Annotated in this window: 23 protein-coding genes; 8 read left to right on the forward strand and 15 right to left on the reverse strand. The window is 70.9% G+C overall.

Going from position 1 to position 20,445, the window contains the following annotated elements; genetic code table 11:
* Positions 1-32: 32 nt before the first annotated feature.
* Together AB7F12_RS04785 and AB7F12_RS04790 are read right to left on the reverse strand one after the other, a co-directional pair.
* A complete protein-coding gene (locus AB7F12_RS04785; protein WP_428498021.1) occupies positions 33-569 on the reverse strand; it encodes a PH domain-containing protein in 537 nt (178 codons plus the stop codon).
* Between the two features lie 4 nt (positions 570-573).
* Positions 574-732 carry a hypothetical protein gene (locus AB7F12_RS04790; RefSeq protein WP_428498020.1) on the reverse strand — a complete coding sequence of 53 codons (159 nt, stop codon included), beginning with the start codon at positions 730-732 and terminating at the stop codon, positions 574-576.
* Between the two features lie 102 nt (positions 733-834).
* Between AB7F12_RS04790 and AB7F12_RS04795 the strand changes: the two genes are divergently transcribed.
* Complete coding sequence (locus AB7F12_RS04795; protein WP_428498019.1) at positions 835-1,236, forward strand: NUDIX hydrolase; 402 nt, start codon at positions 835-837, stop codon at positions 1,234-1,236.
* On the opposite strand, the gene AB7F12_RS04800 is transcribed toward AB7F12_RS04795, so the two are convergent.
* On the reverse strand, positions 1,227-1,730 hold the full coding sequence (locus tag AB7F12_RS04800; protein WP_428498018.1) for a MaoC family dehydratase: 504 nt from the start codon (positions 1,728-1,730) through the stop codon (positions 1,227-1,229). The genes AB7F12_RS04795 and AB7F12_RS04800 overlap by 10 nt on opposite strands.
* A gap of 356 nt (positions 1,731-2,086) precedes the next feature.
* Here AB7F12_RS04800 and corA point away from each other — a divergent pair, with 356 nt between their 5' ends.
* Both corA and AB7F12_RS04810 read left to right on the forward strand, forming a co-directional pair.
* Positions 2,087-3,136 (forward strand): magnesium/cobalt transporter CorA, encoded by a 1,050-nt coding sequence (gene corA / locus AB7F12_RS04805; RefSeq protein ID WP_428498055.1) that lies wholly within the window; start codon positions 2,087-2,089, stop codon positions 3,134-3,136.
* Positions 3,137-3,176: 40 nt separating this feature from the next.
* A complete protein-coding gene (locus AB7F12_RS04810) occupies positions 3,177-4,151 on the forward strand; it encodes a DUF5914 domain-containing protein (protein ID WP_428498017.1) in 975 nt (324 codons plus the stop codon).
* Here AB7F12_RS04810 and AB7F12_RS04815 read toward each other — a convergent pair.
* Complete coding sequence (locus AB7F12_RS04815) at positions 4,148-4,951, reverse strand: class I SAM-dependent methyltransferase (protein WP_428498016.1); 804 nt, start codon at positions 4,949-4,951, stop codon at positions 4,148-4,150. The two genes, AB7F12_RS04810 and AB7F12_RS04815, sit on opposite strands and share 4 nt — an antisense overlap.
* A 77-nt stretch (positions 4,952-5,028) precedes the next feature.
* Between AB7F12_RS04815 and AB7F12_RS04820 the strand changes: the two genes are divergently transcribed.
* Together AB7F12_RS04820 and AB7F12_RS04825 are read left to right on the forward strand one after the other, a co-directional pair.
* A complete protein-coding gene (locus AB7F12_RS04820) occupies positions 5,029-5,676 on the forward strand; it encodes a metallophosphoesterase family protein (RefSeq protein ID WP_428498015.1) in 648 nt (215 codons plus the stop codon).
* Between the two features lie 7 nt (positions 5,677-5,683).
* Positions 5,684-6,523, forward strand: coding sequence for a ParB N-terminal domain-containing protein (locus tag AB7F12_RS04825; protein WP_428498014.1), 840 nt, complete (start codon positions 5,684-5,686; stop codon positions 6,521-6,523).
* Between the two features lie 133 nt (positions 6,524-6,656).
* On the opposite strand, the gene AB7F12_RS04830 is transcribed toward AB7F12_RS04825, so the two are convergent.
* The 7 genes from AB7F12_RS04830 to AB7F12_RS04860 form a co-directional block, all read right to left on the reverse strand.
* Positions 6,657-7,667 carry a 1-aminocyclopropane-1-carboxylate deaminase gene (locus tag AB7F12_RS04830; protein WP_428498013.1) on the reverse strand — a complete coding sequence of 337 codons (1,011 nt, stop codon included), beginning with the start codon at positions 7,665-7,667 and terminating at the stop codon, positions 6,657-6,659.
* Positions 7,667-8,329, reverse strand: coding sequence for a GntR family transcriptional regulator (locus AB7F12_RS04835; protein ID WP_428498012.1), 663 nt, complete (start codon positions 8,327-8,329; stop codon positions 7,667-7,669). The genes AB7F12_RS04830 and AB7F12_RS04835 overlap by 1 nt, the downstream gene beginning before the upstream one ends.
* A gap of 507 nt (positions 8,330-8,836) precedes the next feature.
* Complete coding sequence (locus tag AB7F12_RS04840) at positions 8,837-10,036, reverse strand: ABC transporter ATP-binding protein (RefSeq protein WP_428498011.1); 1,200 nt, start codon at positions 10,034-10,036, stop codon at positions 8,837-8,839.
* A 7-nt stretch (positions 10,037-10,043) separates the two neighbouring features.
* On the reverse strand, positions 10,044-10,880 hold the full coding sequence (locus tag AB7F12_RS04845) for a carbohydrate ABC transporter permease (RefSeq protein WP_428498054.1): 837 nt from the start codon (positions 10,878-10,880) through the stop codon (positions 10,044-10,046).
* Between the two features lie 14 nt (positions 10,881-10,894).
* Positions 10,895-11,854 carry a carbohydrate ABC transporter permease gene (locus tag AB7F12_RS04850; protein ID WP_428498010.1) on the reverse strand — a complete coding sequence of 320 codons (960 nt, stop codon included), beginning with the start codon at positions 11,852-11,854 and terminating at the stop codon, positions 10,895-10,897.
* The gene (locus tag AB7F12_RS04855) at positions 11,851-13,179 is read right to left on the reverse strand and encodes an ABC transporter substrate-binding protein (RefSeq protein WP_428498009.1); all 1,329 of its coding nucleotides are present in this window, start codon (positions 13,177-13,179) and stop codon (positions 11,851-11,853) included. The genes AB7F12_RS04850 and AB7F12_RS04855 overlap by 4 nt, the downstream gene beginning before the upstream one ends.
* A gap of 238 nt (positions 13,180-13,417) precedes the next feature.
* Positions 13,418-13,957 (reverse strand): general stress protein, encoded by a 540-nt coding sequence (locus AB7F12_RS04860; RefSeq protein ID WP_428498008.1) that lies wholly within the window; start codon positions 13,955-13,957, stop codon positions 13,418-13,420.
* Between the two features lie 285 nt (positions 13,958-14,242).
* Between AB7F12_RS04860 and AB7F12_RS04865 the strand changes: the two genes are divergently transcribed.
* Positions 14,243-14,500 (forward strand): hypothetical protein, encoded by a 258-nt coding sequence (locus tag AB7F12_RS04865; protein ID WP_428498007.1) that lies wholly within the window; start codon positions 14,243-14,245, stop codon positions 14,498-14,500.
* 100 nt (positions 14,501-14,600) lie between these two features.
* Here the strand turns inward: AB7F12_RS04865 and AB7F12_RS04870 are convergent, their stop codons facing one another.
* The 3 genes from AB7F12_RS04870 to AB7F12_RS04880 form a co-directional block, all read right to left on the reverse strand.
* Entirely contained in the window at positions 14,601-15,794 is a 1,194-nt protein-coding gene (locus AB7F12_RS04870; RefSeq protein WP_428498006.1) for an acyl-CoA dehydrogenase family protein, read from the reverse strand.
* A gap of 43 nt (positions 15,795-15,837) precedes the next feature.
* Entirely contained in the window at positions 15,838-16,797 is a 960-nt protein-coding gene (locus AB7F12_RS04875) for an HpcH/HpaI aldolase/citrate lyase family protein (protein ID WP_428498005.1), read from the reverse strand.
* Positions 16,798-16,918: 121 nt separating this feature from the next.
* Positions 16,919-17,797: a PhzF family phenazine biosynthesis protein gene (locus AB7F12_RS04880; RefSeq protein ID WP_428498004.1), complete on the reverse strand. Its 879-nt coding sequence runs from the start codon at positions 17,795-17,797 to the stop codon at positions 16,919-16,921.
* A 126-nt stretch (positions 17,798-17,923) separates the two neighbouring features.
* Between AB7F12_RS04880 and AB7F12_RS04885 the strand changes: the two genes are divergently transcribed.
* Both AB7F12_RS04885 and AB7F12_RS04890 read left to right on the forward strand, forming a co-directional pair.
* Complete coding sequence (locus AB7F12_RS04885; RefSeq protein ID WP_428498003.1) at positions 17,924-19,288, forward strand: magnesium transporter MgtE N-terminal domain-containing protein; 1,365 nt, start codon at positions 17,924-17,926, stop codon at positions 19,286-19,288.
* A complete protein-coding gene (locus tag AB7F12_RS04890) occupies positions 19,281-19,799 on the forward strand; it encodes a DUF1003 domain-containing protein (RefSeq protein WP_428498002.1) in 519 nt (172 codons plus the stop codon). The genes AB7F12_RS04885 and AB7F12_RS04890 overlap by 8 nt, the downstream gene beginning before the upstream one ends.
* Before the next feature lie 34 nt (positions 19,800-19,833).
* Here the strand turns inward: AB7F12_RS04890 and AB7F12_RS04895 are convergent, their stop codons facing one another.
* Positions 19,834-20,328, reverse strand: a complete 495-nt coding sequence (locus AB7F12_RS04895) for a MarR family winged helix-turn-helix transcriptional regulator (RefSeq protein ID WP_428498001.1) — start codon at positions 20,326-20,328, stop codon at positions 19,834-19,836.
* Positions 20,329-20,445: the final 117 nt, after the last annotated feature.

The raw sequence follows: 20,445 nt of genomic DNA on the forward strand, positions 1-20,445 counted from the left end.
GAGGTGTTCCGCAGACCGCCCGGGCCGGCAGGTCAGCGACGCCAGCGCGGCTTGGAGAGCATGCCCGTGGCGCGGGTCTTGCCCTTCTCCCCGAACACGAGCTCGGAGAGGGCCTCGTAGATCTCCTCGGGGCGAGGCATGTAGTCGATCTTGTTGAGCGCCTGGATCTGACCGGCCGACTCCACGACCATCGTCCCGTAGCCGAGGGTGCGGCCCGCGAGCGTGCGCCGGAACGTCAGGTCGGTGACCTTGCCCAGCGGCATCATGCCGACGTTGTGGACGATGATCCCCTGCGCCAGCATCACGCGCTTGTCGGTGATCACGATCCGCTCGATCCACCACAGCATCGTGTTGACGGTGAACCTGAGCAGGGCGACGAGCGCCAGGTAGAACGTCAGGTTGTCGACGATGATGTTCGTGGGCACGTTCACCTGGATGACGATCATCAGAGCCAGGAACAGGCCCGTCTGCAGGATGTGCTTCGTCATCACCGCCCAGTGCTGGCGCACACGGATGACCCGCCGCTCCGTGGGGAGCAGGTACTCGTCGATCTCCCGTGGCGCGAGCACGGGATCAGAAGAGCTGCTGGAAGAACGAGATGATGGACGTCGCCGCGTTGCTCAGGATGGTGCCGATGTTCCCCAGCAGGTTCGCCGCCCCGGACGGCGACGTGACGATGAAGAAGATCACAAGAGCGATGGCGAGGATGCCGACGATCTTCTTGACGTTCACCAGTACCACCGTTCCGGCACGAGTTGCGCTGACCTGATCATTTGTACCGGTGCCGCGGGCTGCGAGGTACCGGCCACAAAGGGCAGCGTACCGTTCCAATCGATGACCGACCGTAGCCGACACGTGCCCTGTGTGGGTGCAATCGTCCATGACACCGATGGCCGATTGCTCCTCGTCAAACGGGCCAACGAGCCCGGCGCCGGGCTGTGGTCGGTGCCCGGCGGCCGCGTCGAACCCGGCGAGACCGACGCACAAGCCCTGGTCAGGGAGCTGGCCGAGGAGACCGGGCTAGTGGTCGAGCCCGGCCCGCTCGTGGGTCGCGTCGTCCGGGGGAACTACGCCATCGCGGACTACTCCGCCCGCGCCGTCGGCGGGACGCTGCGCGCCGGCGACGACGCGGCCGACGTCCGCTGGGTCTCCGCCGCCGAGTTCGCGGCGCTCCCCCTGGTCGACGAGCTCGTCGAGACCCTGGGCGCCTGGGGAGTCCTGCCCCGTCAGACCTGAGGCGTCGGGCGGCCGGGCTGCTCGCCGCCGCGGGTCTCGCCGTACTTGCGCTTCGGGACCATCACCTTGCGCCGGAACGTGCACACGACGGTGCCGTCCTGCTTGTAGCCGATCGTCTCGACGTACACGACACCCCGGTCGTCCTTCGACTTCGACTCGGTCTTGTCGAGGACACGGGTCTCGCCGTAGATCGTGTCGCCGTGGAACGTCGGCTTCGTGTGCTTGAGCGACTCCACCTCGAGGTTGGCGATCGCCTTGCCCGAGACGTCGGCCACCGACATCCCCAGCAGCAGCGAGTACACGTAGTTGCCGACGACGACGTTCTTGCCGAAGTCCGTCGTCTCCTCGGCGTAGTGCACGTCCATGTGGAGCGGGTGGTGGTTCATCGTGATGAGGCAGAAAAGGTGGTCGTCGTACTCGGTGACCGTTTTGCCGGGCCAGTGCTTGTAGACCGCCCCGACCTCGAATTCCTCGAAGTACCGACCGAACTGCAACGTCCCCGCCTCCAGTGCCGAGTAACAAGGTGGACGGGTAATCTAACTCGCGGAACAGCGCTGGTCCGGCCCCTCGGCCGGCCGCCTTCGTCACACATGCGGAGCAGCGGGAAGGAGGTGGGCGCGGTGCCGACGGCACCCGGTTGCAGTAGATGCCGCGTCCCCGTGCGGAGGCGCCACCAGACCGGCTGACCGGTCGGGCCGCCCGGCAGGGACGCCGGTCACGTCGTGTCCCGTGCAGGGCCCGCTCGTCGAGGTCGACGGCGCCGCCGCCCTGTGCCTTGCCAGGCCTGGAGGTTCCCGTGCCACCGCTGTCGTCCATCCGCCCCGTGATCCGTGCGAGCACCCGCAACCGCCTGGGCGGCGGGCCGCCCGCGACGCTGCCGCCGAAGCTGCGGGTCCCCATGTCGGCCTACGTCGTCGACTGCGCGGTGTACATCGACGGCGCGCGCGTCGAGGGGCGCTGGGCGCACGACGCCGCCATCGAGGAGGTCCGCCGCCGCGGCGAGGGGTTCGTCTGGATCGGCCTGCACGAACCGTCCGACGAGCAGATCAACGGCATCGCCGAGACCTTCGGACTGCACGAGCTCGCCGTCGAGGACGCGGTCAACGCCCACCAGCGGCCCAAGCTCGAACGCTACGACGACACGCTGTTCATGGTGCTCAAGACGGTCTGCTACGTCGGCCACGCCGAGCCGACCACCGCCAACGAGCTCGTCGAGACCGGTGAGGTCATGGTGTTCGTGGGCCGCGACTTCGTCATCACCGTCCGCCACGGCCGCCACTCCGGGCTGCGCGACGTGCGGCACAAGCTGGAGGCCGACCCCGAGCAGCTCGCCCTCGGCCCGGCGTCGGTGCTCCACGCCGTCACCGACCACGTGGTCGACGCCTATCTCGCGGTCACCGAGGCCATCGAGGACGACATCGACGAGATGGAGGCCGAGGTCTTCACCCCGCGCTCGACGATGGACGCCGAACAGATCTACGTCATGAAGCGTGAGGTCCTCGAGCTGCGCCGCGCGGTGACCCCGCTGGTGGCGCCCATGCGCAAGCTCACCGAGGGCTACTCGTCGCTGGTGCCCCACGAGGTGCGGTCCTACTTCCGCAACGTCGACGACCACCTGTCGACGGTCGCGGAGCGCGTCGCGGGCTTCAACGAAATCCTCACGACGCTGGTCGACGCCATGCTCGCCCGCATCAGCATGCGACAGAACAACGACATGCGGAAGATCACCGCCTACGCGGGCCTCATCTCGGTGCCGACGATGATCGCGGGCATCTACGGCATGAACTTCGACGTCATGCCCGAGCTGCACTGGAACTTCGGCTACCCGATGGTGATCATCGCGATCGGGCTCATCTGCGGAACCCTCTACCGCAACTTCCGCAAGAACGGGTGGCTCTGACGACGCGCAGGCCGGCGGCACCGCCGCTAGCCTCGCGGGGGTGAAGGACCGGCCGATCACGCCGCTGCGGCGGCTGCACACCCCAGCCTGGGAACGTCAGGAGCCCGCCTGGCGCGAAGCCTCCCCCGCGCTCATCGACGCCGCGCTGCAGCGCGCACTCGACCGTCCGACCGGTGGCTGGTTCGTGCTCGCCGGCAGCCGCGAGGTGACGCCCGGGCGCGCGTTCGGACGGGTCGTCGACGGACGGGAGGTCGTCGCCTGGCGCGACGACGCCGGAACCCTGCACGCCGGACCGGGCGCGTGCCCCCACCTCGGCGCCGCCCTGTGCTACGCCCCCGTCCACGACGGCGCCCTCGTCTGCCGCTGGCACGGGCTGGCGCTGCCACCCGGCGGCCGGCCGAACTGGGTCACCTACCCCGCCCACGACGACGGTGTGCTCGCCTGGGTGCGGCTGCCCGGCTCGGCCCCGTCGGACGCCCCGTTCCTCGGACCGCGGCCGCCGGTCGAGGGGTCGTTGTCGGCGGTCGCGACCGTCGTCGGGCGGTGCGAGCCCCAGGACATCGTCGCCAACCGGCTCGACCCGTGGCACGGGGCGTGGCTGCACCCGTACTCGTTCGCGTCGCTACGGGTGGTGTCGGCGCCGCCGCGCGACTGCCCGCCCGCGCAGGACCGATTTCTCGTCGAGGTGACCTTCCGGGTGTCGCGGCAGCTCGGCGTACCCGTCCACGCCGCCTTCACCTGCCCCGACCCGCGCACCGTCACCATGGAGATCGTCGACGGCGAAGGCACCGGCAGCGTCGTCGAGACCCACGCGACGCCCCTGCGCCCCGGCCCCGACGGGCTGCCCCGCACCGCGATGATCGAGGCGACGATCGCCACCTCCGACCGGGCCGGGTTCCGGCACGTCCGCCGCGTCGCCGGGCTCGTCCGACCCCTGATGGAACGCACCGCCCGGCGCCTGTGGCGCGACGACATGGACTACGCCGAGCGCCGCTACACGGTCCGGTCCTCCTAGACGACCGAGACACCCTCCGGCGGCGTCTCCACCTCGGCGACCTGCGGATCGAACAGCGGATCGTCCGCCGAGAGCGGCGGCCGCCTCCCCAGGAACGTGTGCACGACGTGGGTCTGCCAGCCGTCCATCGTCTGCACCCGGATGTCCTCGAACCCCGCCCGGCTCATCCGGTCGGTGAACGTCGACACCCCGTCGAACTCCACGACGCTGCGCCGCAGATAGCGGTAGATGTCCCCCGACCCCGTGCGCAGCTTGCCCATCGGGATGATCACCATGGCGCACACCAGGTTCCACTTCATCCTGCTGCGCGCGGAGTCCCGCACCGAGTACTCGTGCACCGCCAACGGCGCCCCCGGCGCCAGCAGCTCCAGCATCCGGGCCAGCCCCGCGTCGCGATCCTTCAGGTTGCGCACCAGATACGCGGCGAGGATGCCGTCGAACGGCCCCTGCACACCCGCCCGGTCGAGGTCCTCCATCCGCGAGTGCACGAACCGCACCCCCGGCGGCCAGTTCTTGCGCCGCGCCTGCGCCAGCATCTCCGCCGACGCGTCCACCGCCGTCACCTGCGACCCCGGGAACGCATCGAGCAGCGCCGCCGTCGACGCCCCCGTCCCGCACCCCAGGTCGAGCAGCCGCATACCGGCGCCCTTCGTCAGCCCCATCCGCTTCGCCGACAACCGCAGATGCTCGTGGTAGCCAGGGTTGGCGCCGACGAGCTTGTCGTAGGTGCGGGCGTGCGCGTCGAAGGCCTTCGCGACCGACGACGGGTCCACCGCCCGCGACTTCCCGGATCCGGCCACGCCCGCATCCTGACGCACGGACAGGCAGTCCGCCGACCGGACGCGCCGTCCGCGCCCGCGCTCTAGTCTGGCGCGCGATGGTCAGAGCACTCGCGGTCAGCGACGAGGAGGTCGCCGGTCTGCGCACCGACGCGGTCCGGCGGCTCGGTGTGGACGTCGTCGTCGCCGCGGGCGACCTCCCCTTCGACTACCTCGCCGAACTCTGCGACCGCACCGACCGCCCCGGCGTCCTCGTCCCCGGCAACCACGACGCCGACCTCTCCGGCTACCGCCAGCACCGCGGCATGTGGACCCGAGCCGGGCACCCCAGCCCCTGGCCCGGACCGGCCGGGTTCGTCGACGCCGACGGCCGTGTCGTCGACGTCGCCGGGCTCCGCGTCGCCGGCCTCGGCGGCTCGGTCCGCTACCGGCCCGGCCCCAACCAGTGGAGCCAGGCCGAACAGACCCGCCGCGCCCGCCGCCTCGTCCGCACCGCCCGCAGGCTCCACCGCCGCGACGGCCGCGACGTCGACGTCCTGCTCACCCACGCCCCGCCGCGCGCCTGCGGCGACCGCGAGGACGGCCCCCACCACGGCTTCGACTGCCTGCACGCCGTCGTCTCCGCCCTGCGCCCGCGCGTCCTGCTGCACGGCCACATCCACCCGCACGGCGAAGCCGTGCCCGACCGCCGGATCGGCACGACGCGCGTCATCAACGTCGTCGGCCGCAGGGTCCTGGAGCTCTGAACACCGGATGGAGACAGGGTTCGGCCAGGTCGACGCCGAGTACGACTTCCTGCGCGCCCGCCGCCGCGCAGTGCTCTCCCGGCTCGCCACCTGGCTGCGCCGCGAACCCGACGACGTCTCGGAGATCCTGCCCTTCGACGAGGTCGTCTCCGCGCTCGGGCGCACCGGCGAACGCCGCCTCGGGCTGCGCGTCATCGACCTCGACTCCATCGTCGGCTCCGTCGACCGCACCCGCGACTTCGACCGCCGCTTCCGGCCCCGCAACCAGCGCACCCGCGAACGCTGGGAGCGTCTCGCCCGCGCCCAACGCCGCGGCGAGACCATCCCGCCCATCGACGTCTACCGCGTCGGCGGCCTGCACTTCGTCCGCGACGGCCACCACCGCGTCTCCGTCGCCCACGCCCTCGGGCTGCGGTCCATCGAGGCCCGCGTCACCGAGGTCACGACGCGCATCGCCCCCGACGGGCTCGTCCACCGCGGCGACCTCATCACCAAGGACCTGCGCCGCGTCTTCCTCGAACGCGTCCCGCTCAGCGGAACCGCGCTGGACTCCATCGAGGTCCGCGACCCCTGGAGCTACGCCGAGCTGTCGGAGACCGTCGAGGCCTGGGGGTTCCGGCTGATGCAGCACGAGAACCGTTTCCTCGACCGCACCACCGTCTCCCGGCGCTGGTGGGCCGAGGAGTTCATGCCGGTGGTGCGGATGCTGCGCCAGGCCGACCTCATCGGCGACCGCACCGACGCCGAGGCCTTCCTCCAGCTCGCCTGCCACCGCTACCGCCTGATGCGCACGCACCGTTGGGACGACGAGGTCGTCGCCCGCCTGCAGGCCGACCGCCGCCGCTGACCCCGCGCGCAACCCCACTGCTGCCGACCGGCCCGCTGCGCGCCGTGAGGTTGCGGCCGACCCTCCGCGCGCAACCCCACTGCTGTCCCGCGGCCCGTCCGGAGCCGTGCGGTTGCGGCCGGACTCCCACGGGTCAGGAGCGGAAGAGCGCGCTGTAGGCGTTGAGGGCGGGCTGGCCGCCGAGATGGGCGTAGAGGACGGTGGAGTCCCCGCCGATCTCCCCGCTGCGGACGAGGTCGATCAGCCCGGCCATCGACTTGCCCTCGTACACCGGGTCGATGATGACCCCCTCCAGCGAGCCGGTGAGCCGGATCGCGTCGAGCGTCGACTGCACCGGGATGCCGTACTCGTCGCCCGCCCAGCCCTCGAGCACGACGATCTCGTCGTCGCGCAGATCGCGCCCCAGGCCGATCGTCGCGGCCGTGTTGCGGGCGATCTTCGCGACCTGGGCGTGGGTCTCCGCGAGCGTCGCCGAGGCGTCGATGCCCAGGACCCGGCGCGGCCGGTCCTGCCCCGCGAACCCGGCGATCATCCCGGCCTGCGTCGAGCCCGTGACACTGCAGACCACGATCGTGTCGAAGAAGACGCCCAGCTCCTGCTCCTGCGCGGCGACCTCGTCGGCCCAGCCGGCGAACCCGAGCCCGCCCAGCGGATGGTCCGACGCGCCGGCGGGGATCGCGTAGGGCACCCCACCGTGGGAGCGCACGTCGTCGAGGGCCTGCTCCCAGCTGTTCTTGAAGCCGATCCCGAAGCCCGCCTCGACCAGCTCGACCTCGGCGCCCATGATGCGCGACAACAGGATGTTGCCGACGCGGTCGTTCACGGCGTCGGGCCAGTCGACCCAGCTCTCCTGCACCAGCCGGGCCTTCAGCCCGAGCTTCGCGGCGACCGCGGCGACCTGCCGGGTGTGGTTCGACTGCACGCCGCCGATGGAGACGAGGTGCGTCGCACCCTGCGCCAGGGCCTCGGGGACGAGGTATTCCAGCTTGCGGGTCTTGTTGCCTCCGTAGGCGAGTCCGGAGTTGCAGTCCTCGCGCTTGGCCCAGATCCGGGCGCCGCCCAGGTGCGCGGTGAGGCGCTCCAGCGGGTGCACCGGACTGGGCCCGAACAGCAGGGGGTGGCGGGGGAAGTCCGACAGTGCCATCAGTCCTCCAGGGTTGCGACGAGCAGGGCGAGGGTCTGCCAGTTCTCCCGCGTGTGCAGGGCGGCACCCTCGGCGTCGCCCGCCGCGCAGAGCTCGACGATGCGGTCGTGCTGGGCGACCGACGCCCGCCCGGCCAGCGACCCGAACCGCAGCCGTTCGACGCGGCGCAGGACCGGCCCGAACTGGTCGAGCACGGCACGCGCCGCCGGGTTGCCCGAGGCGGCGACGGTGACGTCGTGGAAGTCGTCGTCGGCAGCCACCGCGGCGTCGATATCGTTGTCGCGCAATGCATCGGCGAAGCGCGCGTTGGCGGCGCGCATCGCGTCGAGGTCGGTGGCCGACAGCAGCGGGACCGCTTCGCGGGTGGCGAGCTCGTGCATCGCGGCGACGACCGACTGTGCGGCCGCCGTCTCGCGGGCACGGACGGGGCTGACGACGGTGGAGTGCCCGGGCCGGGTCTGCACCAGCCCTGAACGTTCGAGCCGCCCGAGCGCCTCCCGGATCGGGGTGCGGCTGACGCCGAGCCACGACGACAGCTCGGCGTCGACGAGCCTCTCCCCCGGCGCGAGCGTGCCGTCGACGATGGCGTCGCGGATCGCGGTGTAGGCGCGGTCGCGCAGCAGCGACGTCGCGAGCAGGCCATCGCGAGCAGGAACCGGCATGCGAAATATTGCACACTGCATATGGTGGTGCGTCAACCCGCCGAACGGCCCACATCCGCCCCGTCGACTCGCACTGGCTCCGGTCGCGCTCCCGCAGCCGGCGAACGTCTCGCGAGCGCAGCTCCCGAGCCCCGACGACACGTTCGCCGGCGTCACGGCGCCCCGACGTGTCACCAGCGCGTCTCAGCAGCGCTCAGCACACGGTGGAGGTCGCACGGCCGGCTGGACCCGGGGGCGCGAGGCGAGGCCGCCTCGGTTGCAGGAACGGCACGTTCCTGCAACTGGGCTGCGGGAAAGTGCCGTTCCTGCAGGACCGGGAGTGCCCCACCCCGACTGCGCCCCGACCCCGACTGCGCCCTGACCCCAGCTCCGCTCGCAGCCACGTCCTCGTCCCGTGCCGCGCCCGGACCGCGCCGCCACCGCGGCCCTGGTCAAGGGGCGTGGACGGCGCCGACACGCAGAAGTGGCGCCCTCCCACAGGAGGGCGCCGCTTCCGGTGGCCGTGCGTCAGGCGTTGGCCGTGGCCGGGTCCCTGCTGGTCAGGTTCGCGCCGGAGTGCGGGTCGAAGATCTGGATCTTGTCGGTGTCGACCCACACCTCGGAGCGTTGCCCCTCCTGCGCCGTCGAGGCCGCGGACAGCCGGGTGACCAGCTGTCCGCCGCCGTCGGGGACGTCGGCGGTGCCGGCGTCGGCGGCGAGCTCGGCGAGGTCGTCGGAGACGGCCTGCTCGCCCTCGATCTTGAAGTAGGCGAACTTGTCCGAGCCCATCGACTCCAGCACGTCGACCTCGGCGGTGAACACCGAGCCGGTGGCGCGGAGCTGGTCGTCGACCACACCGGCGTCCTCGAAGTGCTCCGGCCGGATACCGACGATGACCTCACGCGGCGCGTCGGCGCCTTCGAGTACCCGCCGGATCCGGTCGGCCATGGCGAGGTCGCCGAGCGAGGTGCGCAGCGCGCCGTTCTCCAGCGTGGCCGGCAGGAAGTTCATGGCGGGTGAGCCGATGAACCCGGCGACGAAGAGGTTGGCGGGCTCGTCGTAGAGGTGCTGCGGCGAGCCGACCTGTTGCACCACACCGCTCTTCATGACGACGATACGGTCGCCGAGCGTCATGGCCTCGGTCTGGTCGTGGGTGACGTAGACCGTGGTGGTCTCCAGGCGCTGCTGGAGCTTGGACACCATCGTCCGCATCTGCACGCGGAGTTTGGCGTCCAGGTTGGACAGGGGTTCGTCCATGAGGAACGCCTTGGGGCTGCGGACGATGGCCCGGCCCATGGCGACCCGCTGGCGCTGGCCGCCGGACATGTTGGCGGGCTTGCGGTCGAGGTGCTGGGTGAGGTCGAGGATCTCGGCGGCCTCGGTGACCTTCTTGTCGATGTCGGCCTTCGACCACTTGGCGAGCTTGAGCGGGAAGCCCATGTTCTCGCGCACGGTCATGTGCGGGTAGAGCGCGTAGGACTGGAACACCATGGCGATGTCACGGTCCTTGGGCGCCTTCTCGTTGACCCGCTCGCCACCGATGCGCAGTTCACCCTCGGAGATGTCCTCGAGGCCCGCGATCATGTTGAGCGTCGTCGACTTCCCGCATCCCGACGGGCCGACGAGGATGATGAACTCGCCGTCGGCGATCTCGATGTTGACGTCGTCGGCACCGAGGGTGCCGTCCGGGTACCGCTTGTAGACGTGGTCCAGAACGATCTCTGCCATGGGTGTCCTACCCCTTCACTGCGCCGGAGGTCAGGCCGGCGACGATCCGGCGCTGGAAGAACAGCACGAAGATGATGATCGGGATGGTCAGCAGCACGGCGGCCGCCGCGATGGAGCCGGTGGGCTCGGCGAACTGCGAGGCGCCCGTGAACTGCGAGATCGCCACGGTGGCCGTCTGCGAGCGCGACGTCGAGGTCAGCGAGACCGCGAACAGGAAGTCGTTCCAGCAGAAGATGAACACCAGGATCGCGGTGGTGAACACGCCCGGCGCGGCCAGCGGCACGATGACGGAGCGGAACGCCTGCAGCGGCGTCGCACCGTCCATCTTGGCCGCCTTCTCCAGCTCCCACGGGATCTCGCGGAAGAACGCCGAGAGCGTGTAGATCGCCAGCGGCAGCGCGAAGGTGATGTAGGGCAGGATCAGCCCCGGCCAGGTGTCGAACAGGCCGATGGCGCGCTCGATGTCGAAGAGCGGGCTGACGAGGGAGATCTGCGGGAACATCGCGATCAGCAGGGAGACGCCGACGAGCGCCTTCTTGCCCGGGAAGTCGAGCCGGGCGATCGCGTAGGCCGCCATGGTGCCGATCACGACGGCGATGACCGTCGAGATGATGGCGATGCCGATGGAGTTGCGCAGGGCGCTGGTGAACAGGTCGATCTGGAAGATCTGTGCGTAGTTCGACCAGGTCCAGCTGCGCGGGATGAAGTTGCCGTCGGTGATCGTGTCGGCCGTCTTGAACGACAGGCTGACGATCCACAGCACCGGGATCAGCGCGTAGAGGAGCACCAGGAGGTTGATGACGCTCCAGCCGAGCTTCTTGTTGGCGGGGGCGGCCGCAGTCATCGTCGCCATTCAGATCACCGCTTCCCCGCCGGCTCGGACCCCGGGGCCGCGGCCCCGAAGAGTTTGATGAACAACAGGGCTATCAGCGCCACCGCGATGAAGATCAGGACGCTGATCGCCGAGCCGATGCCCAGGTTGAACGCCTTGAACAGGTTGTCGTAGCCCAGCATCGACACCGAGCCGGTGCCGTTGGATCCCTGGGTCAGGATGTAGATGTTGTCGAACACCCGGAACGCGTCGAGCGTGCGGAACAGCAGCGCGACGAGGATGGCGGGCTTCATCATCGGCAGGATGATCTGGGTGAGGCGCTGCCAGGGGCCGGCACCGTCGACCTGTGCGGCCTTGAGCAGGTCGTCGGGCACGAGCGCGAGACCGGCCATGAGCAGCAGCGCCATGAACGGCGTCGTCTTCCAGACCTCGGCGAGGATGATGATCGCGATGGCCGACGCCTGGCCCGTGAGCGGCGCCGATCCTTCGGACAGCATCGCGGCGAGGTAGCCCTTGTCGGGTGTCCACGCGAACTGCCACGAGAACGCCGCGACGACGGTGACGATGCCGTACGGGATGAGCACGACGGTCCTGGTGAGGCCGCGGCCGACGATCGTGCGGTGCATGACCAGTGCGAGCGCGAGGCCGAGCACGAACTCGATCGCCACGGAGACCACCGTGATGATCACCGTGATCAGGAACGCCTGCCACCAGTAGCCGGAGCTGAGCACCGCACCGTAGTTGGCCAGGCCGGCGAACTCGCGGTCGGCCGGGAACCGCAGGTCGTAGCGCTGCAAGGACAGCCAGATGGCGTAGATGATCGGGTACGCCGTGACGGCGACCATGATGATCGCGGCCGGGGCGCACAGCCACAGCCCGAGCCGGCGTTCGGCCTTCTTGCCCTCGGAGAGGGACGGCTTGCCCGCGCGGTGCGACGATGGCTGTTTCTGTGTCGCCGCGGCGAGAGCTCCGCTGTCGAGGCTCACGGGACCAACCCCTCCGAGTTCTCCGCCTTGCGGATCTGGTCGGCGAGTCCGGCGACCGTCACCTGCGGGTCGATGTCACCGGGCGGGTTCAGAGCGTCGGACAGCACGATCGAGATGCTCTGGTAGGCCGGGGTCTTCGGGCGGACGCTGGCGTTGTCCAGCGACTGCTTGATGGCCTGCCACGCCGGGTACTTCTCCTGGAACGACGGGTCGGAGTACAGCTCCTCCAGTGTGGGCGGGACACCGCCGTCGACCGCGTTGGTCAGCTGGTTGTCGCGGTTGCGCAGGCACTGCACGGCCTCGAACGCGAGGTCCTTGTGCAGCGAGGTGCTGCTGACGCCGAGGTTCAGGCCACCGATGGTGACGGTCGCGGGCTTGCCCGGGATGACCGACGGGTAGGGGGCCCAGGCGAACTCGTCGATGACGCGCCTGCCGGTGTCCTGCGAGGTCGGCTTGCCCTGGGCGTCGATGAACGTGCCGCCACCGCCGCCGTCCGGGGGCGGGGTGTTGATCGACGCGTAGACGAACGGGTAGTTGAGCTGGAACGCGGCCTCGCCGGCCTCCATCGCGAGGCGGCCGTCGTTCTCCTTGGCGACCGAGAGCGACGGGTCGGCGCCCTTGGCGGTGGCGACGCGCTGCATGATCGTGGTGGCCTTGACGGCGGCGTCACCCTGGTCGATCAGGACGTCGCCCTTCTCGTTGACGACCTGGCCGCCCGCGCTGGTGAGCAGCGTGTTGAACCAGACGGTGATGCCCTCGTACTGGGCGCCCTGTACCTCGATGGCGGCGGGCAGGCCCTTGGCCGCCAGCGCCTCGGCCTGGGTGATCATGTCGTCCCAGGTGGCGGGCGGGTTGGGCGAGAGGTCCTTGCGGTACCAGAGGATCTGGGTGTTCGTGTTGAGCGGTGCGGCCCAGAGCTCGCCCTGGTAGGTGCCGGTGTCGAGCGGGCCGGCGAGGGTGCCGTCCTTGACCTTCGCGGCCTGGTCGGCCGGGAACTTCTCCAGCCAGCCGGCCTCGGCGAACTCGGCGGTCCAGGTGACGTCGATGCCCATGATGTCGACGGCCGTGTCCCCCGCCACGAGTCGGCGCGCGAGCTGCAGCCGCTGGTCGTCGGCGCTCTTCGGCAGCGTCTGCTGCACGATCGAGTACCTGCCACCGGCCTGTTGTGTGCAGGCCGCGGCTGCGGCCGCGTACTGTTTCGCCCCGTCCGCCGGGGTGTAGAAGTTCAGGACGGGTGGTCCTGCCGCTGCGCCTCCGCAGGCGGCGATCGTCGTCGCGGCCAGGAGGGCCGCCCCACCGATGGCGAGCGACCTGAACCGTCCCATTCCGTGCCGCCTCGTCGCGAGCGGCTGCCCCATACCGGCCTCCCGTCGTGAGCCGACGGGGCGCCGCGTGACCAACGGCGACACATCGGCATGTTCAGCCTGTGACACCGGTCACGAGATCGCGCCGGTGGCATGAACATAAGGAGACGGGGCGATACCCGCAATTCGAGCGAGGGTTACCGAGACCGGACCGAGACCAAACCCGGACGGACGCGAACGGACCTCCGGCCGGGGTCGGTCAGGAGCCGTGGGCCGAACGGGGGCCGTCGCCCGACATGGCCAGCTTCGCGAGCATCTCGCGGGCCTTCTCGGCATTGCGCGGCTGGCAGAGCACGTCGTAGCGGCCGGCGACCATCTGACTGGCGGAGGTGAAGTCGCGACGGCCCCGCGAGGCGCCGTAGCCGACGGCGGCGAGCACGACACCGAACACCATGCCGCCGAGCAGGCCGACGAGGACCGCGGCGAACGGGGGCAGCGTCGTCGTCCCGAACACGACGAGCAGCAGCCCGAAGAACAGACCGAACCAGGCGCCGGACGCGCCGCCGGAGGCCAGCACGCGCCCCCAGGTCAGGCGGCCGATGACGCGTTCGACGAGCATGAGGTCGACGCCGACGATCGTCACGTCGCGCACCGGGAAGTTGCTGTCGGCCAGGTGGTCGACGGCGCGCTGGGCCTCGGCGTAGGTGGCATAGGAGCCGACGGGCCAGCCGGTCGGAGGAGTGGGCAGGTTGGGCAGGCCGGGCGCCGTGCGCCCCGCGCCGCCGAACGGTGCGGTCACCGAATCCTCCCTCGCGAGAGCTGTTGCGGTCCTGTGGAATCAGGACACCTGGTGCGGATGTCCCATCATGCCAACGTGCGTGCCGGTGGCGTAGTGCCCTGCACGGCGGTGTCCTGCGACGCAGTGCGCAGGCTCGCGCGTCGTGGCCATTCGATCACACTCCGCGACCAGTCGCTGCACGTGACGCGCCCCGCAACCTGCGCAATTAGACCGTTCGGCCGCGCACGATCTTCTTTCGGTCACGTACCGTCGACGTTCGCTCGTCGGGGGACACGGGGTGGGGCGATGACGGCGTCGACAAGTGGTTCGATCCTGGGTCAGGCGGCGGCAGCAGGATCCAGCGGATGGCTGACGATCGTCATCCTCCTGTTCATCGCGGGAGGCGGGTACGGGCTCTCCGTGCTCCTGCACCCGTACAAGCACTGCCCGACGTGCAAGGGATCGCCGCGCAGCTACGGCGCGATCTACACGAAGTCGTTCCGGCTGTGCTCGCGCTGCGGCGGCAGCGGCCGGGTCCGCCGGTTCGGCGCCGGCGAGGGCTGACCGCCCGCGGCCCGCGCGCCCACCGCGCGCAACCTCATTGCTAATCTCGGCCGTTGCGAGCAGTGAGGTTGCGCGCGGGACGTGTGCCCGCCGCAGCAGGTCAGCGCGACCTGTACTCGCGCAACAGCCCGCGCGAGATGATCGTCTTCTGGATCTCCGAGGTGCCCTCGCCGATGAGCAGGAACGGTGCCTCGCGCATCAGGCGCTCGATCTCGTACTCCTTGGAGTAGCCGTAGCCGCCGTGGATGCGGAACGACTCCTGGGTGACCTCGGCGCAGTACTCCGAGGCGATCAGCTTGGCCATCCCGGCCTCGACGTCGTTGCGGGTCCCCGCGTCCTTGAGCCGCGCCGCGTTGACCATCATGTGGTGCGCGGCCTCGACCTTGGTGCCCATCTCGGCCAGCTTGAACGCGATGGCCTGGTGCTCGGCGATCGGCTTGCCGAACGTCGACCGCTGCTGGGCGTACTCGACCGCCAGCTCGAACGCCCGGATCGAGATGCCGCAGGCGCGGGCCGCGACGTTGACGCGGCCGACCTCGACGCCGTCCATCATCTGCGAGAAGCCCTTGCCGGTCTCACCGCCGAGGATCGCCGACGCGGGGATGCGGTAGCCGTCGAACACCGCCTCCGTGGTGTCGACGCCCTTGTACCCCATCTTGTCGATCTTGCCGGGGATCGTGAGACCCGGCGCGACCTCGCCGTAGCCGGTCGGCTTCTCGACCAGGAACGCCGTCAGGTTCTGGTGCGGCTTCGGCTTGCCCTCGTCCGTCTTCACCAGCAGCGCGATCAGGTTCGACGTGCCGCCGTTCGTCAGCCACATCTTCGCGCCGTCGATGACGTAGTCGTCGCCGTCGCGCACGGCCTTCGTCTTGATCGCGGCGACGTCGGAACCCAGGTCCGGCTCCGACATCGAGAACGCCCCGCGCACCTCGCCCGCGGCCATCTGCGGCAGCAGCCGCTGCTTCTGCTCGTCGGTGCCGTGCTGGGTTAGCATGTAGGCGACGATGAAGTGGGTGTTGATGACGCCGGAGACGCTCATCCAGCCGCGCGCGATCTGCTCCACGACCAGCGCGTAGGTCAGCAGCGACTCGCCCAGGCCACCGAACTCCTCGGGGATGGTGAGCCCGAACAGGCCCATCTCCTTCATCCCGTCGACGATGTCCTGCGGGTAGGTGTCCGCGTGCTCGAGCGCGGTGGCGTGCGGGATGATCTCCTTGTCGACGAACGTCTTGACCGTCGACAGGATCTCCTGCTGGATGTCGGTCAGACCGGCCGTCTGGGCGAGCCGTGCCATGCGGTGCTCCTGGGGTTGCGAAGGTGGGGGCGGACGAGGGGGCTCACGCCTGCGGCGGGGTCCACCGGTCGGTCCGCTCCATGCCGGCGGCGCGGCCCTTGCCCGAGATCACCAGCGCCATCTTGCGGCTGGCCTCGTCGATCATCTCGTCGCCGATCATCGCCGCGCCCCGCTTGCCACCGGCCTCGGAGGTGTACCAGTCGTAGGCGTCGAGGATGTTCTCGGCGTGGTCGTAGTCGCTCTGCAGCGGGCTGAAGGTCTCGTTGGCCGCGTCGATCTGGCCGGGATGCAGCACCCACTTGCCGTCGAAGCCCAGCGCGGCGCTGCGGCCGGCGACGCGGCGGAACCCGTCGACGTCCTTGATCTGCAGGTACGGGCCGTCGATCGCGAGCTTCTCGTGGGCGCGCGCGGCCATCAGGATGCTCATCAGGATGTGGTGGTAGGCGTCGCCCACGTCGTAGCCGGGCGGCTGCTCCCCCACGACCAGCGACTTCATGTTGATCGAGGCCATGAAGTCGGCCGGGCCGAAGATGATCGTCTCGACGCGCGGGGACGCGGCGGCGATGGCACTGACGTTGAGCAGGCCCAGCGCGTTCTCGATCTGCGCCTCGATGCCGATCCTCCCGACCTCGTAGCCCATCGACTTCTCGATCTGGGTGAGCAGCAGGTCGAGCGCGACGACCTGCTCGGCCGTCTGCACCTTGGGCAGCATGATCGCGTCGAGGTTGGCACCCGCACCCTCGACGACCTCGGTCACGTCGCGGTAGGTCCACTCGGTGGTCCAGTCGTTGACGCGCACGACGCGGATGCGCTCGCCCCAGCCCCCCTCGTTGAGGGCGGCGACGATGGTCTTGCGGGCGCCGGGCTTGGCCAGCGGCGCGCACGCGTCCTCCAGGTCGAGGAACACCTGGTCGGCGGGGAGGGTCCGAGCCTTGTCGATGAACTTCTGGCTCGAGCCCGGCACCGCAAGGCAGGAACGGCGGGCACGGTTGCGGGTGCTCACTGACGGACTCCTCGTTGGGTCGACGCGCACGGTTGGCTCGATGCTGGCACGCAACCGCCGATAACACCCTCCCGAGGTGATTGGTTTCTCACCCACCACAGGTGAAAGCCCTGTTCGCAGCTCAGGGCAGTGCGACGAGCACCCCCGAGGAGACCGCCACGACGCCGCCGCCGACCGTCGTCGACACGGCCCTGCCGTCCTTCGCCTCGACCGTCACGTCCAGCCGTGACGGCCGCCCGATCTCCGCACCCTGGTCGATCGTGAACGCCGAACCGCCGTCGCCCGGCAGGACACCTCGGTCGACGAGGAACACCGCCAGCGCGACGGCCGCCGACCCCGTCGCCGGGTCCTCCGCCACCCCCGAGCCGGGCGCGAACATCCGCAGGTGCACGTGGCGCACCGGCAGCTCGCCCACCGACACCACGACCAGCCCCGTCATACCCGTGGTCAGCGCCGTCACCTCGGCGTGGTCGCACACCGCGCGGGCCACCGCGTCGGCACGGACGGGGAGCACGACGTAGGGCACGCCCGCCGTGGCCGACCCCGCCCGCACCCGGTCGTCGAGGTCGGCCTCGGTGAGCCCGACCGCCTCGGCCAGCTCGTCGGCCGCCGCCGACGGGCCCGGCGCCGGTTGCCCGCCCGACACCGTCGCACCGGCGGCGTCGACCCGGACCGGCAGCAGCCCGGCACCGCACTCCTGCACGACGTCGCCCGTCCCGATCACCCCGTCGCGCGCCAGCACCCACGCCGTCCCCACACTCGGGTGGCCCGCGAAGGGCAGCTCCACGGCCGGGGTGAAGATGCGGACCCGGTAGTCGGCGCCCGGCTGCGTCGGGGGCAGCGTGAACGTCGTCTCCGACAGCCCGAACTCCGCCGCGACCGCCTGCATCTGCGCACCGGTCAGGCCTGCCTCCGCGGCCCCGTGCACGACGGCCAACGGGTTGCCGGCGTAGGGCCGGTCGGTGAACACGTCGACGACGTCGAAACGCAGCTCGGGCATGTCGCGACCCTATGGAGTCCCCGCCCCGACGGCGTCGACGGGCCGGGGCCCGGCGACCGCGCCGCAGGTCGCCGGTCCGAACACTCCGTCGGCTGCACGTCACAGCGTCCGCTCTAGGCTCCCCCCATGGCGGCGACGCAGGTGTTCGTGGCCCGGATGGCGGGGCTCGCCGTGTTCGGGCCCGACGGCGAGCGCATCGGTAAGGTCCGCGACGTCGTCGTGTCGCTGCGCGTCGACCCCAGCCCGCCCCGCGTCCTCGGCCTCGTCGTCGAGCTCGCCACCCACCGGCGGATCTTCGTCCCCATGCTGCGCGTCACCGGCGTCGACCCGGCCGCGATCACCCTCGCCACCGGGACCATCAGCCTCCGCGGCTTCAACCAGCGTCCCAACGAGGCGCTCGTGCTCGGCCAGGTGCTCGACGCGACCGTCGTGCTCACCGAGTCCGGCCAGGAGGTCGTCGTCGTCGACGCCGCGATCGAGCCGACCCGCTCCCGCGACTGGGTCGTCGGCAGGCTCGCCGTCCGCGCCCGGCGCAGCCGGCTGTCGCGCCGGGGCTCGGTGTGGGTCGTGCCGTGGAGCGCCGCCGAGGGCCTCACCCTCACCGACCGCCAGGGCACCGAGGGCCTCCTCGCGGTCTTCGAGGCCATGCGCCCGGCCGACGTCGCCGCCGCCCTCACCGAGCTGCCGCCCAAACGCCAGTACGAGGTGGTCGACGCCCTCGACGACGAACGCGTCGCCGACATCTTCGAGGAGATGTCCGAGACCGACCAGCGTGCCCTGCTCGCCCACCTCGACGCCGAACGCGCCGCCGACGTCCTCGAGGCCATGTCCCCCGACGACGCCGCCGACCTGCTCGGCGAGCTCTCCCCCGCCGAGTCCGACCGGCTGCTCTCCCTCATGGAGCCGGAGGAGTCCGAACCCGTCCGCCGGCTGCTCAGCTACTCGAGCAACACCGCCGGCGGGCTCATGACGCCCGAGCCGGTCATCCTGCGGCCCGACGCCACCGTGGCCGAGGCGCTCGCCCACATCCGCAACCCCGACATCCCACCCGCGCTCGCGAGCCTCGTGTTCGTCTGCAGGCCACCCACGGCCACCCCGACCGGCCGCTACCTGGGTGTCGTCCACGCCCAGCGGCTGCTGCGCGAGGCGCCGTTCGAGCTCGTCGCCGGCATCGTCGACAGCGAGCTCGCCCGGCTCACCCCCGAGGCCACCCTCCCGGAGATCACCCGGTACTTCGCGGCCTACAACCTCGTCGCCGGGCCCGTCGTCGACAGCGAGGACCACCTGCTCGGCGCCGTCACGGTCGACGACCTGCTCGACCACATCCTGCCCGTCGGCTGGCGTGACGACATGGCCGAACCCGGCAACGGCTACGTCGGGAACGGGTCACGCACCGGCGCCCCCGACCAGGCCGGGGCCACCGACACCGGGGCTGTGGAGGTCGGAGCCGGGGAGACAGGGGCCGGGGAGACAGGGGCCGACCATGCCTGAGCTGAACAGCACCCGCCGCCTCGACCAGCCGCGCTCCGGGCGCCGCCGCCTCGAGGTCGACCCGGAGGGCTTCGCCCGGCTCTCCGAACGGATCGCCAGGTTTCTCGGGACCGGCCAGTTCCTCGCCATCCAGACGATCATCGTCATCGCCTGGATCGGTCTGAACATGATCAGCTGGCAGCTGCAGTGGGACCCGTACCCGTTCATCCTGCTCAACCTGGCCTTCTCCACCCAGGCCGCCTACGCCGCGCCCCTGATCCTGCTCGCCCAGAACCGCCAGGACGACCGCGACCGCGTCTCCCTCGAAGAGGACCGGACCCGCGCCGAACGCACCAAGGCCGACACCGAGTACCTCGCCCGGGAGCTCGCGGCACTGCGCATCGCGATCGGCGAGGTCGCCACCCGCGACTACCTGCGCGGCGAGCTCGACAAGTTCGCCGACCGGCTCGGTGCCGACCCGGCCCGCCCCGACGAGCGCCGCGGGCGGGCCTACCCGCGCGCGTTCGACTAGCTGCGCCCCACCCGCCACGACGCGGCCGTGGCGCTCAGCCCGACAGCTTCCCGCTGATCGACTCCAGCTGCGCCATCTCCGCCGCGTCCAAACGGTCGACGAAGTGCCGGGACACCCCCGCGAGGTGCGTCCGCGCCGCCACCCGCAACCGGCTCACCCCCGCCTCCGTCAACGACGCCGCCACCCCGCGCCCGTCGCCCGCCACCGGTGACCGGCTCACCAGGCCCGCCCGCTCCAACCGGTCGACCAGCCGCGTCACCCCCGACCGCGACAACAGCACCGCATCGGCGAGCTCCGTCATCCGCAGCCGCCTCCCCGGTGCCTCGGCCAGCTGCACCAGCACGTCGTAGGCGGCCAGCGACAAGCGCTGCTCCGCGACCAGTTCCGTCTCCAGGACCCGGGTGATCGTGGCGTGCGCCTTGAGGAACGCCCGCCATGAGGCGAGCTGCTCGTCGGTCGGCACGGCCCGCCGTCCCCCCGGATCGCCGCCGCGGGCGGTGCCCGGGGCGGCGTCGGCGATGTCCGTCACGTCGACAGATGCTACGGATGCGCCGGTCGTCGCGGGGACGCACGTACGATGGTGGTTTCTCGCCGCGGGCTGTGCCACACCCCCGGCCGCCCTCAGGGAAGGTGCAACGGAAACCTG

Source organism: Pseudonocardia sp. (assembly GCF_050250275.1).
Classification (GTDB): domain Bacteria; phylum Actinomycetota; class Actinomycetes; order Mycobacteriales; family Pseudonocardiaceae; genus Pseudonocardia.